The following is a 16,921-nucleotide window of genomic DNA, read 5'->3' as shown; positions in this document are numbered from 1 at the left end:
ATGCGAACACACTCATTAATTCTACTCCCGGGAGCCGATTCGACTGTCGAGCGATCGCGCTGTCGATCCGTCGAGTGGGCCCCATCAGGTGCAGGCAGACCGCACTCGTCGTCCGACGCAATACTAGCCGGTAACGTCTGAGTACGAGATGATTGCTCGACGTCTGATGACCCCCAGAGTTCGACGTACCGGCGTGCCGACGGCGACCGGTTCCGACGACTCACGATGACTACTCAGGGAGACACGCGAACGGACGGGACGACGCGACGCGACCTGCTCGCCGCCCTCGGCGGCGCGAGCACGGCAGCACTGGCGGGCTGTTCGACGACGCTGGGATCGGAATCGGACTCGACGCTCCGCGTCGGGACGCTCCGGCCGCCGCTCTCGCTCGATCCCATCACCGCACACGGGATCGGCTCCGAGCAGGCGATCGATCGGATCTTCGAGGGACTCTACAGCTACGGGACGGGGACGGATATCGGTCCCGCGATCGCGACCGGAGCGCCGGAAATCGCCGACAACGACCGGGAGGTCGTCGTCGAACTCGACGAGCGGGCGCGGTTTCAGAACGACCGGGCGGTGACCGCCGAAGACGTGGTCTACTCTTACACCGCGCCGCTCGAGGAGGACGCGCCGACGCAGTGGCTGGCGAGCCCGTTCGAATCGGTCGAGGCCGACGGCGAACACACCGTCCGGTTCACGCTGGCGGAGCCGTATCCGGGGCTCGAGCACGCGCTCACGCACCCGATCGTTCCCCGGCAGGAGCGCGAGGACGACAGGGAGGCGTTCGCCACGGACCCGATCGGGGCCGGTCCGTTCGAGGTGGCATCGTTCAGCGCGGAGAAGAAGACCACGCTGCGGCGCTGGGACGACTACTGGGGCGAGACCTCGCCCGCGGTCGATCGGCTCACAATGGTCTACGTCGAGTTCCCGGTGACCCAGCTGACCAGCCTCCGGACGAACCGAAACGATATGATCGAGCCGGTCTCGCCGTTGATCGTCGATCACGTCAGCGACGTCGCGAACGCGTCGGTGAAGCGCCAACAGGGGTATACGTCGTTCTACTTCGGATTCAACTGCAACGAGGGACCGACGACGGACCCCCAGGTTCGAGAGGCGATCAGCTACTGCATCGACCTCGAGAAAGCGGTTTCCGAGTTCGTCGAACCGATGGGACAGCGCCAGTACAGCCCGCTGCCGCCGCAGGTGGCCGAGGAGTGGAATATGCCGACCGACGAGTGGGCGGAACTCGCGAACGGGAAAAATCCCGAGCGGGCCCGCCAACTGTTCCGCGAGGCCGACGAGGCCAGCGGCCAACTGCGCATCTTGACCTCGACGGATCCGAAACACAAGGAGTTCGGCGAGGCGCTGGCCGGCGGCCTCCGGGACGCCAGTCACGGCGCGCTCACCGTCTCGGTGTCCGAAACGAAATTCCTCGAGCGGTACGTCTCCGGCTCCGAGCGCGACTACTCGGTGTTCGTCGGCGAGATCACGGGCACTCCCGACCCGGACTCGCACCTCTACCCGACGTTCCACGAGAATCTGACCGGCGTGACCAACGGGACCTTCTACCGCGAGGACGCCGTCATGGAACGGCTCGAGTCGGCGCGAACGACGACGGATCGCGAGCAGCGGCGCCGGCTCTACGAGGCGGCGATCACGCGGTTGCTCGAGGACCGCGTCTGCCTGCCGATCTGCTCGTTCGAGAACAGCTTCGCGGTGGACGCGGGCGTCGAGAACTTCCGCGTCCATCCGATCGCACGAGTCAATCCGCGGCTCGTGTGGGAAAACGAGGTCGCCACAGTGGGGTCGGGATCATGAGCGACGACGGAGACGACGGTGGCGGAGACGACGGGTTCGGCGTCGGAACGGCCGTCGCGCTGGGCGTCGGCGGTATCGTCGGCGGCGGGATCTACGCGGCGATCGGGATCGTCGTCGCCGCCGCCGGAGTCCTGACGTGGTTCGCCTACAGTCTCGCGACCGTCGTCGTCATCTGCTGTGCGTACTCGTACGTCAAGCTCAACGACGCGACCGACAGCGACGGCGGCTCGGTCACGTATATCGAGGAACTGACCGGCAGATCGACGACCGCGGGCGTCGTCGGCTGGACGCTCGTCGTCGGCTACATCGGAACGATGGCGATGTACGCTTACGCGTTCGGGATGTACGGCCAGATGCTGATCGGCTTCGAGTACGTCTGGGGACTGCCGATCCGACAGTTCCTCTCGGTCGGCGTGCTCGCGGTCTTCGTCGGATTGAACCTGCTCGGTGCGGGCTCGTCGGCGGCGGTCGAGCGCTATCTCGTGTTCGTCCAGGCGGGAATCATCGCCGCCTTCGGTCTCATCGGCCTCTGGTACGGCGCGGCGAACTTTCAGCTGCGGACCGGCTTCTCCCAACTCGGTCTCAATCCCGTAATCGCCGCCTCGGTCGGCTTCGTCTCCTTCGAGGGCTGGCAGCTGCTGTTCTACGATCAGGAGCAGTTCGACGATCCCGACGAGACCCTCGCGAAGGGGGTGTATATCTCGATCCCGATCGCGGCCGCCATCTACATCCTCGTCGGGTTCGTGATCACGACGCTCTTGCCCGAAGAGGTCGTCGCCGCCCAGCCCGAACCGGCGCTGCTCTACGGCGGTCTGCTGATCTCGAAGTGGCTCGCGCTGGCGGTCGGACTCGCCGGGCTCATCTCGACCGCCAGCGCGATCAACTCGACGCTGTTCAGCGAGGCCATCTTCGCCAAGAACCTGATCGGCGACGACATCCTCCCCCACGAGATGGGCGATCCGGACGCCGACGCCGCGCCGAAGCGGACCGTGATCGTCATCGGCGTCCTGACGGCCGCCTTCGCCGTCCTCGGGAGCCTCGAGGCCGTCGTGGAGTTCGCCTCGCTGGCCTTTATCGTCGTCTTCGGCACCATGTGCGCGCTCGCGCTGACGGTGCGCGATTCCGACGACGTCGACGTCAATCCGATCCCGCCGCTGCTCGGCGCGATCGGTTCGGCCGCCTTCTTCGTCATGCTGACCTGGTACCTCTACTCGCAGCTCCCGGCCGTCTTCTGGCTGGTCGTCGTCATCGCAGCGGCGGTCTTCGCGGTCGAGGCGCTGTACTTCAAACGCGAGACGCTCTCGGAGGGCGTTCAAACGGTCGAAAAGCGGATCTGATGCCGGTCGACGTTACGCCTTCGCCTGCCAGGTCCGGACCCGATCGGCGCTGACGCCGTCGACGTCCTCGGCGACCGCGTCCGGATCGGCCTCGGTCAGGTCGTCCAGACTCTCGATGCCCGCGTCGGCGAGTTTCTCGACGGTCTTGGCGCCGACGCCGTCCAGCGCCTCGAGGTCCGACCCGGTATCGCTCTCGCGGGCCTGGAACTCCTGGTAGTTACAGATCGGACAGCCCAGTTCCCAGGGATCGTCGCCGCTGTGGACGACGAGTTCCGGGAGATCGTGTTCGTCGCAGCGCTCGTCGGTGACCTCGATCTCGCCGCGCCGCGGGAGGGGCAGCGAGTACTCGCAGTCGGGGTAGCGCGTACAGCCGACGAGTCGGGAGCCGTTCTGGAGGGTTTTGATCGCTAACTCGCCGTCGTGTTCCTCACTGCAGTCAGGACATGCGCCCAGCACGGGCCCCTCGCCGGCGTCTTCGGCCTTACAGAGCGGACAACCGTGGACGAACGTCTGCCGGCCCGCGAGCATCTTGACCTCGTTTAAGCCGTGGTCTTCACACTCGCTCTCGAGGATCAGCGGCTTGCCCGTCGAGGGCAGCGGGAGGGTGTTCTCGCAGTCGGGATAGCCGTCGCAGCCGACGAAGTAGGAGCCGTGGCGGCTGCGCCGGACGAGCAGGTCCTCGCCGCACTCGGGGCAGGGGCCCAGCCGCTTGTCGTCCTTGAGCGACTTGCGGAGGTGGTCGCCGATCTCGTCCCGGGAGTCGGCGAGGTTAGCGAAGATCTCCTCTAACATCTCGCGGGACTCGTCGGTGACGTCGTCCAGCGTCGCCTCGCCGCTGGCGATGGCGTCCATGTCGGCCTCGAGCTGGGCCGTCATCTCCTCGCTGACGACGCGATCGGCGTAGTTCTCGGCCGCGTCGACGACGGCCATCGCGAGCTTCGTCGGCCGCGGCGGATCGCTCTCGATGTAGCCCCGGTCGTAGAGCTTCTCTAAGGTGTTGTGGCGGGTCGACTTCGTCCCGATCCCCATGTCCTCCATCGTCTCGATGAGCCGCGACTGGCCGTAGCGACGCGGCGGCTGGGTCTCCTTCTCCTCGAGTTCGACGTCGGTCAGCGCGAGCTCCTCGCCCTCGGCGACGTCGGGGACGTAGTTCTCGGACGTGCTGAAGTACGGGTAGACGTCGTGGTAGCCGGGCTCGACGAGGCGCTTGCCGTTGGACTTCATGCGGTAGTCGTCGACCTCGGTGACGACCTTGAGGTGCTCCCAGACGGCCGCGTCGGCGACGGTCGCGTAGAACCGCCGGACGACGAGTTCGTAGACCTCCCACTCGTCGTCGCTCACGTCGCCGCCGCGGCTCGGGATCTCGCCGGTCGGGTGAATGGGCGGGTGGTCGGTCGTCTCCTCGTCGCCCTCGGTGGGGACGATCTCGTCGGCCTCGAGCAGCGACTCGGCGGACTCGCCGAGCGTCGGATGGCTGACGAAGTCGTCGAGCAGTTCCTCGGGATCCAGATCGTCGGGGTAGACGGTGTTGTCGGTCCGCGGGTATGTGATGTAGCCGGCGGTGTAGAGGTCCTCGGCGATCGACATCGCCCGCTTGGCGGAGTAGCCGATGGCGCCGGCCGCGCGGATGAACTGGGTCGTGTTGAACGGCGTCGGCGGGGTGTCCGTCCGGGTCCGACGGTTGACGTCGACGACGGTCGCCGAATCGCGTTCGGCCAGCGTCTCGTAGACCTCGTCGGCGACGGCCTCCTCCCAGACGCGCTCGGCCTCGTTGTCGTCCTCGTCGCGGTAGAAGTACTGAGCTTCGAACGTGGTATCTTCCTTGGTCAAGTCGCCGAACAGCTCCCAGTACGTCTCGGGATCGAACGCCTGGATCTCGCGCTCGCGGTCGACGATCAGCTTCAGCGTCGGCGACTGCACTCGCCCGACCGAGATGAAGTCGTTGCCCAGTTGGCCCGCCGACAGGGAGAGGAAGCGGGTCAGCGCGGCGCCCCAGATCAGGTCGATGATCTGGCGGGCCTCGCCCGCGGCCGCCAGATCGAAGTCGAGGTCGTCCGGGTCGTCGAAGGCGCTCTGGACCTCGTTCTCCGTGATCGAGGAGAATCGAACGCGGCGAATGGGGACCTCCTCGTCGACGTCGCGGACGATATCGTAGGCCTCCTTGCCGATGAGTTCGCCCTCGCGGTCGTAGTCCGTCGCGATCGTCACGCGGGTGGCCTTGCGCGCGAGGATGCGCAGCGTCGCGACGATGTTCTCCTTCGTCGCCGTCTTCTCGACGTTCGCGTCGATGAGCTCGACGGGCTCGACGTCGCGCCAGTCCGAGTACTCGTCCGGGAAGTCGACGCCGACGACGTGGCCCGACAGCCCCACGCAGCGCTTGCCGCCCCACTCGTAGACGTTGACGCCGTTCTCGCGACTCGAGTCGTACGTGCCGCCGCTCAGAATGTCGGCGATCCGTCGCGCGGCGTTGTCCTTCTCCGTGATTATCAGTTCCACGACGGCTCACCTCCTCGAGCGATCGGTTCCGGTACGGACGGGCGAGTGTCCTGCATCGTCGCTCGCTACGACCGAGGATCTGATAACGCTTTCGCCGAAAACCGACCGACAGCGCGGGTGTGCGTGCGGTGTGCGCGTCGGGCGGTCGCACGTGCGCGAGGACCGTGCCGCGGCGACTCGGTCCGAGGTGGCCCCGGCGACTCGGTCCGCGGTCAGGACGACTGCGGTTCCTCGCCGCCCCGACCGAGCAGTCGCGAGACGCGCCCCGTCGGTCCCGTCGAGGCCCGCGTGGCCACGAGGATCGGGTTCCTGTTCGCCCGGTGCCGACCGAGATACTCGCGAGTGACCGAGAAGCCGAACTCGGTGAGCGTCGACTCGAGTTCGTCCGTGTTCCCGTGGGGCTCGACGTAGACGCGACGCGGGGCGCCGGTCGACAGCGTCGACTCGAGGCCCGCGAGCACCGCCGGGCCGGCGCCTTCGGCGTCGATTTTCAGCACGGTCGGTTCGGGCAGCGTCCCGTCGTCGACGAGGGTGTCGCCGCGGCGGACGGGGACCGTCACCGCGTCGACGACGGCCTCGGAGTCGCGACGCTCGGGCGTCAGCGTGTGCTCCTGCGATCCGGGTTCGTCGTCGTAGCGCACCGCCAGTTCGGTCGTCCCGTCGGCGTCCCCGAGCGCGAACGGGACGACGGTCGCGTCGACGTCGTTTCGGCGGAGGTTCCGTCTCAGCAGGTCCACGGTCGGCGGATACGGCTCGAACGAGACGACGGTGCCGTCGCCGTCCGCGAGCCGAGATCCGACGAGACAGCTGTAGGTACCGGCGTTGGCGCCGACGTCCCAGAAGACGTCGTCCGGGCGAACGCGCTCGAGGAGGTCCCGATAGATCGGCCGTTCGACCGTCTCCGCGACGCTCAGAACGCCGAGGGTCGACCGCGTCGGCACGGCGAACGTCGCCGACTCGCCGCCGATTCGGAGCGTCTTCTCGCCGCCGTTGAGCGTCCGGTAGCCCGCCCAGAGTCCCCACTCGAGGAGTTCGTTGATCCCCGTCGCGTGTGCCGCTCGCTTGACCGGCCCCCTGTAAACCGTCTGGAAAAGCCGTTCGATGGAGTCGATCGCCGCCATAACCGACTCACGCGGCCCTGATCCATAAGCGATAACCACGAATAGTACGCGTCGGTCGCGCGCAATGAGGGTCGTCAGTCGGTGACGGTTCAACGGGAAAACGGATGGGGTGGACGGGTCGACTCGCGTGTAATCGTCGCCTCGAGTATCCGTCGGTGGACCGAATCCGGGCTCGGACGCGCGACCGAGTTGGGGCCCGTCCGAGCCGATCACCGACGACGGCTACCGACGCGCGAGCGAGCGGTCACAGCGGGACGAACGGGAGCGTCGCCGGTGAGTCCGCGTCGTACGCGAGCGCCTCGGACTGATCGACGTCCGACGGCGTCAGGAGGTCGATGATCCGCGGGGCGTTCTCGGCCGCGCCTTCGCGTGCGCCGCCGAAGACGTAGCCTTCGGCCTCGACGCCGACGGCGCGGAACGTCCCGCGGTCCTCGGAGCCGACCACGGGGACGACCTCGACGTTCGCGATGTCTACACTGAGCGCGTCCTTCGGGACCGACAGGATGGCCGTGTCGCTCTCGAAGTCGACGATGGTATTCGGCGACCCGAAGTCGGTGCCGGCCGCGTCGACGACGCTCGAGCCGAAGCCGCTGGCGGCGACGCGGTAGTGCCAGGGCTCCTCGAACGCGGCGGTGACCTCGAGGTCGCCGAGCTCCGTCGTTCGGCCGCCGTCCAGGGACGGGTCCCGGAGATAGACCGCGAAGTAGTGGGGCGAGAACTCCCCGCCGAAGGTGTCGTAGAGCTCCTCGACTTCGAAGGCGAACCGATACGCGTCGTCGGCCTCGTAGACGGCGAACGAACGCAGGTCGAACGCCCCGTCCCGGAAGTCGTCGCTGGTCGGGTAGGTGTACTCGCCGGGGCCGTGGTCGTCGCCGGCCGGGTCGTCGAACTCGGCGACGAGGTCGCCGGGCGCGACGGTGACGGTCGCCGACTCGAGGACGCTCCCGTCGTCCGGATCGCGCAGGACGACGTCGTACGTGCCGATCGACGTAATCGCGTAGCCGAGTTCGACGGTCTCGTCGGTCGCTCCGGGCGAGAGACGGACGTTGTCGACGGTCTCGCGCTCGCCGTCGACCTCGATCGCGACGGTCGTCCCGCCGACGAAGTCGCCGTCGTTCGAGCCGGTGGCAGCGATGAACGGCTCGCCGAGATCCGCTTCCCCGTCGATGTCGTAACTCACGTCCTGTGTCGGCCGCTCGTAGGTGGGAAGCTTCTTGCGTTCCTTCCCGTTTGCGGGACGGAGTCGGATCGCCGTCCCCCCGCTGCGGGCCATCGACGCGAGGATCGTCGCGCTCGGGTCGACGACGGCTTCGTCGATCCTGACGGCCTCGGGATCGGACTCGTAGCCGCCGCCGAGGCCGTCCGAGTAGATCTCGGCGACGTACTTGGGCCCCTTCGGTCCGTTTCCGTTGCCCTTGCCGCCGGAGTTCCCCGGAGCGAGGAACTCGAGCGGCACGTCGACCGCGCGGCCGCCCTCGTCGGTCATCGCGCCGACGTACCACTCGTCGCCCGCCCTGCGGGCGGTGACGGTGTAGTCGCCGATCTCGGCGTCGACCACCCGCGTCTCGTCCCAGCCGGCCGCGGGCACGTTCTCGATGAACGCGAACTCGGGTTTCGCGTCGAAGTTCTCGTTTTCGGGCGTGTAGCCCTCGTAGTCGGCCGGGACCGGAGACGGCTCCTCGAGCTCGCTGACGCCGATCGTGTTGAGGTTGAAGCCGCCGACGTCGCCGGAGAACTCGTCGCCCGAATCGTCGTACTGCAGTTCGATCCCGATCTCGTTGTCGCCGTCCTCGAGGTCGACTTCCGTCGTGAAGACCTCCCACTGGTCCCAGTAGTCGGTGAAGTCGGGATTGATCGTCATCGTCTCGTCGTTGACGCGAAGCGTCGCCTGGGTTTCGCCCGCCTCGACGACTCGCTGCGCGTTGTCCTCGGGTGCCGCCGCGTATCGGAGGTGGAGCTCGTGCGTGCCCGCGTCGGCGTCTTCGACGGTGACGGAGACCGACGACCCCGACGGGACGCGGTTGGGATCGACGGCGACGTAGTTCGTCCCGAAGGCGTTTCGCCACTCGTCCAGCGTGACGAAGCCGTCGATGTCGCCCGAGGCGGCCTGGAGACACTCGCCGACCTCGAGTTCGGCGTTGACGTAGGCCTCGACGCGGTCGGCGACCATCTGCAGCCCGCTCAGGTAGTTCGGGTAGAGGGCGAGCTGTTTCGCGCGCGTCGTCTGAATCTGTCCACCTCGGTCGTCGTTGAAGGTGATATCGAAGATTCCGGGCTGGTAGCTGACCGGGCCGGCGAGGTTCCGCGTGAACGGGAGCGTGACGTGGTGGTCCGGATCGACGTCCGCGCTCAACTGCTCGAAGCCGTCGTACTCCTGGGCCTTCACGACCTCGCGGTTGGCCACGTTCGGGTAGGTCCGGATCTCGCCGGTCGGCTTGATCCCCTCGTGGATCTCGAGCAGCTGGCGGTTCGCCGCGGCGTTTTCGATCACCAACCGGTGGTGGTTGACCGCCAGCTGGTTGTGCTGGTTGTGCGTCGGCTCGGAGCCGTCGCCTTCGATCCCCAGCCCCTCGTCGGAGACGTAGCCGTTCTTGATCGAGTGGATCCCGACGTCCTCGTACTGAGCGAAGATGTCGTCGTCCAGGATCTGGTCCTCGTAATGCGGGAGGGCACCCGCGGTCTCGTTGTGGATCGTCATCTCCACGTCGGACTCGAGCGAGCGGCCGAAGTCGGTCACTTCGCGCACGTCGAAGTCGGGGTAGGAGTCGTCGACGCCGAACTGCAGGCCGGTGCCGTCGCCGGGATAGGTGTCCCATCCCTCGTTCCACCCCTCGACGAGGACGCTGTCGATGCCGTTCTCGGCCGCGAAGGCCATGTACCGTTTCATCCGCTCGGTGCGGGCGCCGTGAACGTATCCCGCCGCTTCCTCGGGGCTATCGAACGAGTCGTCCGGCCGGTACTCCCAGTTGGCGGAGCCGGCGATCATCGTCCACCAGATACCGACGTACTTGCGGGGCTCGATCCAGTCGGTGTCGGGTTCGCCGTCGACCGTCGGCATGGCCGACTCCGCCAGGTCGGAACTCAACAGCGGGATCAGCTGCGACTCGATCAGGTCGCCCGGCCGGCGTCCGATCTGGATCGTCCGCCAGGGCGTCGCGTTCGGGAGCTCCAGCGAGGCCTTCGTCCCGTCGGGCAGCGGGGTGAGTTCCGTGACGAGCTCCGTTCCGCCCGCGTCCGACCGCGGGGCGAGCGTCGCGGCCGCGTAGTCCTCGAGGTCCGCCTCGTGAACGCTCAGATAGACCTCCCCGTCGCCGGCCTCGACCGTCAGCGGCGTGTGCGCGCCGTTTCGCAGCGGTGTGCCCGTGGGCCGGGTCTCCCGCGTCCCGCCGGGGATCTCGCTCAATGCGGTCTCCTCGTACTCCTGTTCGAACCGCGGGTTGGTGACCTCGTTGCGGATCCACCAGGCGGTGTAGTCGTCGGCGAACGCGAACCCGGTGTTTTCGGACGTGAGGACGGCCCGTCCGCTGTTGCCCGCGAAGTCCTCGCCGAGGACGACCCGCAGGCCGACGCCGTCATCGAAGACGCGGACCTCGAGGTTCGCCGTCCGGCCCGGATCGCCGGTCTCCTCGAGCCCGACCACGAGCGCGTTGTACTCGGCGTCGACGCTGTCGTAGGCGCCCCAGACGGGCTCCCAGATCTCCGTCTCTGACACGCGTTCGCTTCCGGTGACCGCGAGGTCGGCGCCGGTCGGTCCGTCGGCCGCCGCCCCGAACGACGGCTGGTTCCGGAAGTCGAATCCGACGGGTGACGGCTCGAGGTAGGTCGTGTCGTCGACCGCCACCGCGTAGCGCGGGGTCCCGTCGGACACGTCGACGGTCACCTCGACGGCGCCGTCCGGCGAACTGACGCACTGGACGGCGCGGTCGTCGCCGTTCGTCACTCGCGCTGCCGCGTCCTCGGGGACGGTTCGCGTGTACGCTGCCGCGGCTAGCATCGCCGTTACACCGCCGAGGAACCGGCGTCGACTCGAATGCGAAAACGATTGTTGTAAATTTTCTTCGTGCATTCCAGATAGTGCCTGTCACACCCTCGCACATAAATATAAGGGATATTCACAACTAACGTACTCCCTCTTTCGATCCGCGAATCCGACTCTCTCGGACCGCGGGCGCTCGTTCCGACCTCGCGGAGCCGGCAATCCGTCAGTCGAGCCGAGCCCTTTTCTCCCGAACGGGCGAGGTACGGACGGGAACGAACACGTGGCAGAGACGGACTCGCAACCGGAGCGCAAGCGCGTCGACATGACGACGGGGGCGATCCCCCCGAAGCTCGCCCGCCTCGCGTGGCCGCTGGTCCTGGGGAACCTGCTCCAGACCGTCTACAACCTCGCGGATATGTTCTGGGTCGGCCGCGTCAGCAGCGACGCCGTCGCCGCCGTCTCGCTGATGTTTCCCCTCTCGTGGCTGTTCGTCTCGACGGCGATGGGAATCACCGCGGCGACGATCGCCCTGGTCTCCCAGTACGTCGGCGCCGGCGACGACCGCACGGCCGACCGCGTGGTCGCCCAGACGATCCTGCTGACGCTGGCCGTCTCGAGCGTTCTCGCCGCGGTCGGCCTGGTCTTTCGCCGCCCGCTGCTCGAGTTGATCGGCGCCCGCGGGCCGGTGTTCGCCGAAGCGCTGGCGTACATCGAGGTCATCTTCCTCGCCTTACCGCTGACCTTCCTCTTCTTCGCGTTCCGGTCGTCGCTGCAGGGCGCGGGCGACACGAAGACGGCGATGTGGCTCGTCGTCGTCTCGGCCGGCGTCAACGTCGTCCTCGACCCGTTCCTCATCCTCGGTTGGGGACCGTTCCCGGCGTGGGGGACTCGCGGCGCCGGCATCGCGACGTTCTGCTCCCGCGGGCTGGCCGCCGCCGCAGGGATCTACATCCTGCTCGACGGGGGTTTCGGCGTTCGCCTCCGACTCGAGGATCTCACACCTGACGTCGACATTCTGAAACAACTCGTCGACGTCGGCTCCCCGTCGACGATCGACGGCTGGGCGCGCAGTTTCGCCTCGGTCGCGATGGCCGGACTGGTCGCCCGCTTCGGCGCGACGCCCACGGCGGCCTACGGCATCGGCGTCCGGCTGATGTCCGTGACGTGGGCGGTCGCCGGGGCCGTCGGCAACGCGACCGCGACCGGCGTCGGCCAGAACCTCGGCGCTGAGACGCCCGAGCGAGCGGCGGCCGTCGCGCGGACCGCGACCGCGGGGACGATGGTCCTGATCGGCGCCGTCGCGGCGGTCCTGATCGCGTTTCCGGCCCAGGCCATGCGGATCTTCGTCGCCGACCCCGACGTGATCGCCGAGGGCGTCGTCTTCCTGCGAATCATGGCGCCGTTCTGGGCCCTCTTCGCGGGCGTCATGGTCGTCCAGGGCGCCTTCCGCGGCGCGGGCAACACCCGCGAAGCGATGGTGCTCTCCTTCCTCTCGCGGTGGATCTTCCGCCTGCCCGTCGCGCTCGTCCTCGCGTTCGCGTGGACGGTGACCGTTCCCGGCCTCGGCCTCGAGGTCGGCGGCCTCGACTGGGGCATCGAGGGGATCTGGTGGGCCTACTCGTTCGGCATGGTCGCCTCGTTTCTCGTCGCCGTCGCCTGGTTCCGATTGGGAACGTGGACGGAGGGCGTCATCGACGACGGTCGCGGTTCGAGGGACGAATCGCGAGTCGGCGACGAGCGCACGTCAGGTGAAACGGACGCGACGGACGACGCCGACGCCGAGTTGACCGACGACTGACGGCGCCCTCGAGCGCTCGCCGTCGAGGCCCGCGGAGTCTCGGTCGACGGGTCGTGACCGACGTGGACGCGAATCGGCTCTCGACGACGTTCTCCAGCAGTACCGAGTACATCGCCGTGACACGTCCGAAATCTGAAGGTTCCGAGAGACTCGTCACGATAGACTTTTCACCACGGGGTGCTACCACTAAGTTGTATGAGCGAATTCGAGCAGTTCAGTCAGGTGGGAGAGGCCGACGTTACCCGCGCGATCGGACAGGAGTGGACCGAGGAGTTCATGGACTTCTCGGACTCGGACGTCATCATCGTGGGCGGCGGGCCCTCGGGGCTGACGGCCGCGAAGGAACTCTCCGAGCGCGGCGTCAAGACGATGGTCGTCGAGAAGAACAACTACCTGGGCGGCGGGTTCTGGCTCGGCGGTTTCCTGATGAACAAGGTGACCGTCCGCGACCCCGCCCAGCAGATCCTCGACGAACTCGACGTCTCGCACAAACAGTCCGAGGACAGCGAGGGGCTCTACATCGCCAACGGCCCCGAGGCCTGTTCCGGGCTCATCAAGGCCGCCTGCGACGCCGGCGCGAAGATGCAGAACATGACGGAGTTCACTGACATCGTCATCCGCGAGGACCACAAGGTCTCGGGGATCGTCATGAACTGGACGCCGGTCCACGCGCTGCCCCGCGAGATCACCTGCGTCGACCCGATCGCCGTCGAGGCCGACCTCGTCATCGACGCGACGGGCCACGACGCGATGGCCGTCAAGAAACTCGACGAGCGCGGCGTCCTCGACGCGCCCGGCATCGGCGACGCCGAAGAATCGGCAACCGGTATGGACCAGACCGACGACGACACGTACGGCGCACCCGGCCACGACTCGCCGGGCCACGACTCCATGTGGGTCGGCAAGTCCGAGGACGCCGTCGTCGAGCACACCGGTCTCGTCCACGACGGACTAATCGCCACGGGGATGGCCACCGCGACGACCTACGGCCTCCCGCGCATGGGCCCGACCTTCGGCGCCATGCTCGTCTCCGGCAAGCGCGCCGCCCAGGTCGCGCTCGACGAACTCGAGGTCGACGCCGAACCCGTCGACATCACCTCGCGCGCGGCGACGCCGGCGGACGACTGACCGAATCTCGAAAATAACGCGTTTTTCGACCGCATCGACGTCCCGACGAGCACCGCGTCGCTCACTCTCGGTCCGTTACTCTCTCCGCGAGAGACTCTCAACGTACTGCTGTCGCCGATGACGTCCGGACGCGCCGCGATGGTGAGGGATCGTTCCCGCTCGTCGATCACAAGTATTTCACTGGGTGGTACCGGTAGGTAATACATGGTCGACACCGTCGTCTGCTATCGCGTTCCCTCGACCGTCGCCGACGTCGACGCGATCGGTGACTGGCTCGAGGCCCGAATCGACGCATCGGTATCGGTTCGCGACCGCTTTCTGGACGTCCACCGAACGGACGACCTCGCCGAGCGATTCGCCGAGGCGCGAGTCCCCTCGCCGTACGACCGCGAGACCGGCAACACGATGCTCGGGACGATCCGCTACGAGGAACGGGCCCTCGAGCACCCCGAGCGCGAGGGCGGGGTCCTCTACGACGGCGTGGCCGTCCAGCGGGCGCTCAACAGCGCGCTCCCGGACGACGAACGGGACCTCGAGACGCTCCACGTGCCGATTCTGGATCGCGCGATCGGGACCTGGGGCGATCACGACGGCCGCTGGCACAAGCGCGTCAACGTCCTCGGCCAGCCGGCGTTGATCTCGGTTCCCGGTCTCTACGAGGCTCCCGCGAAGCCGGAAGAATACTACAAGGAAAAGCAGCGCCACGCGCTGCTATCGGGCGACGCGCCGCCCCGCGAGGTTCTCGAGAACCAGGTCGAGGGCGACTTTCTGGTCGAGGACGACCCCCGGACGACGGACGCGCTGAAGGGGTACGTCTTGCAGGCGTACCACTACCTCGAGACGGGCGAGGCCTTCTGCGAGCGGGAGGGTTGTCGCCTCTTCAACGCCCACTACCACGAGGACTTAATCGAGGCCCAGTTGCGCGAACCGGCGTTCTGTACGGCACACGCCCGTCTGTACGAGCGAGAAGCGACGTAACGTGCGACCGAGAGGCGCGGCCGGCCGCAGCGGAATTGCCAGAACCGCAGTCCTCTTTTGCGGCAGCCGACTTCGACAACGCACAATGAGTGCTCCGTTTACCGTCGAGGTGCCCGTCCGATATCGCGACCTCGATCCGCTGGACCACGTCAATCACGCCGTCTACGCGACCTATCTCGAGATCGCGCGCACCGACTACCTCGAGGAGGTCGTCGACATCGCCGCCGAGGACATCTCGTTCGTCATCGCGAACCTCGAGATCGACTACGGACGACCGATCGTCAAGGGCGACGATCCCGAGGTCTCCCTTCACGTCTCGCGGCTCGGCGACTCGAGTTGCACGATGGCCTACGAGATCAGCGTCGGTGACGACGTCGCCGCGACGGCGGAGACGACCATGGTCCACATCGATCCCGAGACGAAACGACCGTCGCCGTTACCCGACGAGATCCGCGAGCCGATCGCGGCGTACGAGGGCCTCGAGGCGTCGGCCTGAGCCGACGCGCAACGCGCAGCCGTAACCGCTCACTCGAGTCGACCGCCGGTCAGTCGCACGACCCCGAAGACGTGGCGCTCGTCGGCGACGGCCGTCGACCGCTCGCGGAGGCGCGCGTGGGCGGCGGCGATCTTCTCGTCCAACCGTCGGTGTGGATCCGTCTCGTAGCGCAGTTTCGTCGTCGGCGGCGTCGAGAGCACGACGATCGCCCGGAAGACCGCGTTGACCGGCGGCGCGTACCACTCGCGGCTCGAGGCGGCGTTGGCGAGGACGACGTGCCCGCCGGGACCGACGAGGTCGCACCAGTCGTCGACCGCGCCCGCGGGATCGTCGAGCATGCCGACGACGAACGTCGCGAGGACGGCGTCGACGTCCGAATCAGCGGCCAGCGGCGGTCGCATCGCGTCTCCCCGAACCACGTGGACGTTGTCGTACTCGGCCGTCAGGTCTCGAGCCCGCTCGAGCACTGGGCCGGTAAAGTCGATTCCGACGACGGTTCCCTCGGGGCCGACCCGATCGCGCAGGTAGGGGAGGTTCGCGCCCGTGCCACAGCCCATCTCGACGACGGTGTCGCCGGGCTCGAGACGGCAGGCGGCGGCGCAGCGCCGGCGCAGGTTCGGAATCCCGGGCGTTCGACGCGCGATGAGATCGTAGAGGGCGGCCCAGCGACCGTAGAACTCCCGTGCGCTCTCGGCGTCGGTCTCCGCGCGCAGCGTTCGGAGCCGCGAGCGCAGGCCTGCCATCTCAGATCAGCGAGCGGACCGCGTCCGCGACCGATTCGGCGTCCGGCCCCAACACGTAGATCAGCGGCTCGATCCCCATGCCGCCGGTCTGGTAGAGCACCGTCGCCTCTGGATCGTCCTCGATCGCGGCGCCCACGCTCGAGGCGACGTCGCTGGACTCGTCGAACTCGGCGGTGACGTGGCCCTGCTCGGTCAGCTCAGCGATCAGTTGCTCGTCGTACCTGATGTTGATCGCCGCCGACGCGTCCGCGCCGTGCTCGCGCGCGGCCAGCAGGACGCTCGCGACGTGTTCGGAGACGCCGAACTCGGGGTCGGACGGCACCGTCGTCTGCCCCTTGACGTCGAAGATTCGGCCGGGGACGCCGGCGACGTCGTCGACGTCCTCGGCGTCGGGCGTACAGGCGACCAGGTTCGAGCCGACGGCCGGGATCAGGGTCGCGAAGCCGCCAGCGTTCTCGAGGATACGCAGCCCGCGACGCAGCGACGAGAGGACGCGTTCGCTCGTCCGCAGGTCGTTTTCGGGGTCGTGGACGCGGAAGCTCGCGCCGTGGTCGGCGAGCTCGGGAACGGCCTCTTCGTGCAGTTGCGCGAGTAGATCGCCGCCGCTCTCGAGGTCGCGAACGAGGACTTCGATCTCGATCAGCGCCTGGACGGGCGTGACGTCGCCGGCCGCGAGGCCGTCGGCGAGTTCGGAGACGAGCGCCTCGACGCGCTCGTCGTCGGCGATGCGCTCGTTGGTGGTGACGTCGCCGTGGGCGTACTTCGAGACGGCGCTCTGGCTGATACCGAGGACGTCGGCGACCTCGCTCTGGGTGAGCCCGCGGTCGCGGAGTTCCCCGGCCAGCAGCGACCGGACCGTCGGGAGAAACTCGTCCACGACGATTTCTTCGACGAATTGCATTTGCCGCCCCTACGTCCGCTGGCGGAATAACTTGTGGGTACCCGGAACGGAATGTGCCTGTGGAACGGGCACCACAACGTGAGCCTTGACATTCTCCCCGCCCTGAAGGGACGGGGCTTTCTC

Annotated in this window: 11 protein-coding genes; 6 read left to right on the top strand and 5 right to left on the bottom strand. The window is 67.6% G+C overall.

Features of this window, described 5'->3' with window-relative positions:
* Positions 1–225 precede the first annotated feature (225 nt).
* Both WD430_RS00175 and WD430_RS00170 read left to right on the top strand, forming a co-directional pair.
* Positions 226–1,821, top strand: coding sequence for an ABC transporter substrate-binding protein (locus WD430_RS00175; protein WP_339104015.1), 1,596 nt, complete (start codon positions 226–228; stop codon positions 1,819–1,821).
* Complete coding sequence (locus tag WD430_RS00170; protein WP_339104014.1) at positions 1,818–3,158, top strand: APC family permease; 1,341 nt, start codon at positions 1,818–1,820, stop codon at positions 3,156–3,158. The genes WD430_RS00175 and WD430_RS00170 overlap by 4 nt, the downstream gene beginning before the upstream one ends.
* A gap of 12 nt (positions 3,159–3,170) precedes the next feature.
* Here the strand turns inward: WD430_RS00170 and WD430_RS00165 are convergent, their stop codons facing one another.
* From WD430_RS00165 to WD430_RS00155, 3 genes are all read right to left on the bottom strand, one after another.
* Positions 3,171–5,654: a DNA topoisomerase I gene (locus WD430_RS00165; protein ID WP_339104013.1), complete on the bottom strand. Its 2,484-nt coding sequence runs from the start codon at positions 5,652–5,654 to the stop codon at positions 3,171–3,173.
* Positions 5,655–5,866: 212 nt separating this feature from the next.
* The gene (locus WD430_RS00160; protein WP_339104012.1) at positions 5,867–6,775 is read right to left on the bottom strand and encodes an FkbM family methyltransferase; all 909 of its coding nucleotides are present in this window, start codon (positions 6,773–6,775) and stop codon (positions 5,867–5,869) included.
* Between the two features lie 244 nt (positions 6,776–7,019).
* Positions 7,020–10,841, bottom strand: a complete 3,822-nt coding sequence (locus WD430_RS00155) for a glycoside hydrolase family 97 catalytic domain-containing protein (RefSeq protein WP_339104011.1) — start codon at positions 10,839–10,841, stop codon at positions 7,020–7,022.
* Positions 10,842–11,076: 235 nt separating this feature from the next.
* On the opposite strand from WD430_RS00155, the gene WD430_RS00150 reads away from it, so the two are divergent.
* The 4 genes from WD430_RS00150 (at position 11,077) to WD430_RS00135 (ending at position 15,154) form a co-directional block, all read left to right on the top strand.
* The gene (locus WD430_RS00150) at positions 11,077–12,552 is read left to right on the top strand and encodes an MATE family efflux transporter (protein WP_407067148.1); all 1,476 of its coding nucleotides are present in this window, start codon (positions 11,077–11,079) and stop codon (positions 12,550–12,552) included.
* 195 nt (positions 12,553–12,747) lie between these two features.
* Positions 12,748–13,680, top strand: a complete 933-nt coding sequence (locus tag WD430_RS00145; RefSeq protein ID WP_339104009.1) for a sulfide-dependent adenosine diphosphate thiazole synthase — start codon at positions 12,748–12,750, stop codon at positions 13,678–13,680.
* Between the two features lie 204 nt (positions 13,681–13,884).
* Entirely contained in the window at positions 13,885–14,658 is a 774-nt protein-coding gene (locus tag WD430_RS00140) for a DUF7001 family protein (RefSeq protein ID WP_339104008.1), read from the top strand.
* An 85-nt stretch (positions 14,659–14,743) separates the two neighbouring features.
* Positions 14,744–15,154 (top strand): thioesterase family protein, encoded by a 411-nt coding sequence (locus tag WD430_RS00135; protein WP_339104007.1) that lies wholly within the window; start codon positions 14,744–14,746, stop codon positions 15,152–15,154.
* Between the two features lie 29 nt (positions 15,155–15,183).
* Here the strand turns inward: WD430_RS00135 and WD430_RS00130 are convergent, their stop codons facing one another.
* Positions 15,184–15,897 carry a methyltransferase domain-containing protein gene (locus WD430_RS00130; RefSeq protein ID WP_339104006.1) on the bottom strand — a complete coding sequence of 238 codons (714 nt, stop codon included), beginning with the start codon at positions 15,895–15,897 and terminating at the stop codon, positions 15,184–15,186.
* 1 nt (position 15,898) lies between these two features.
* Complete coding sequence (locus WD430_RS00125) at positions 15,899–16,798, bottom strand: thiamine-phosphate synthase family protein (RefSeq protein ID WP_339104005.1); 900 nt, start codon at positions 16,796–16,798, stop codon at positions 15,899–15,901.
* Positions 16,799–16,921 lie beyond the last annotated feature (123 nt).

Origin of the sequence: Haloterrigena sp. KLK7, from assembly GCF_037914945.1 — an archaeon.
Classification (GTDB): domain Archaea; phylum Halobacteriota; class Halobacteria; order Halobacteriales; family Natrialbaceae; genus Haloterrigena; species Haloterrigena salinisoli.
This window is presented reverse-complemented; position numbering and strand designations above follow the sequence as displayed.

Coding starts and splice junctions, on each gene's coding strand:
- WD430_RS00135 (WP_339104007.1), top strand. CDS start 14,744: ATGAGTGCTCCGTTTACCGTCGAGGTGCCCGTCCGATATCGCGACCTC.
- WD430_RS00145 (WP_339104009.1), top strand. CDS start 12,748: ATGAGCGAATTCGAGCAGTTCAGTCAGGTGGGAGAGGCCGACGTTACC.
- WD430_RS00125 (WP_339104005.1), bottom strand. CDS start 16,798: ATGCAATTCGTCGAAGAAATCGTCGTGGACGAGTTTCTCCCGACGGTC.
- WD430_RS00155 (WP_339104011.1), bottom strand. CDS start 10,841: ATGCACGAAGAAAATTTACAACAATCGTTTTCGCATTCGAGTCGACGC.
- WD430_RS00160 (WP_339104012.1), bottom strand. CDS start 6,775: ATGGCGGCGATCGACTCCATCGAACGGCTTTTCCAGACGGTTTACAGG.
- WD430_RS00175 (WP_339104015.1), top strand. CDS start 226: ATGACTACTCAGGGAGACACGCGAACGGACGGGACGACGCGACGCGAC.
- WD430_RS00150 (WP_407067148.1), top strand. CDS start 11,077: ATGACGACGGGGGCGATCCCCCCGAAGCTCGCCCGCCTCGCGTGGCCG.
- WD430_RS00130 (WP_339104006.1), bottom strand. CDS start 15,897: ATGGCAGGCCTGCGCTCGCGGCTCCGAACGCTGCGCGCGGAGACCGAC.
- WD430_RS00170 (WP_339104014.1), top strand. CDS start 1,818: ATGAGCGACGACGGAGACGACGGTGGCGGAGACGACGGGTTCGGCGTC.
- WD430_RS00140 (WP_339104008.1), top strand. CDS start 13,885: ATGGTCGACACCGTCGTCTGCTATCGCGTTCCCTCGACCGTCGCCGAC.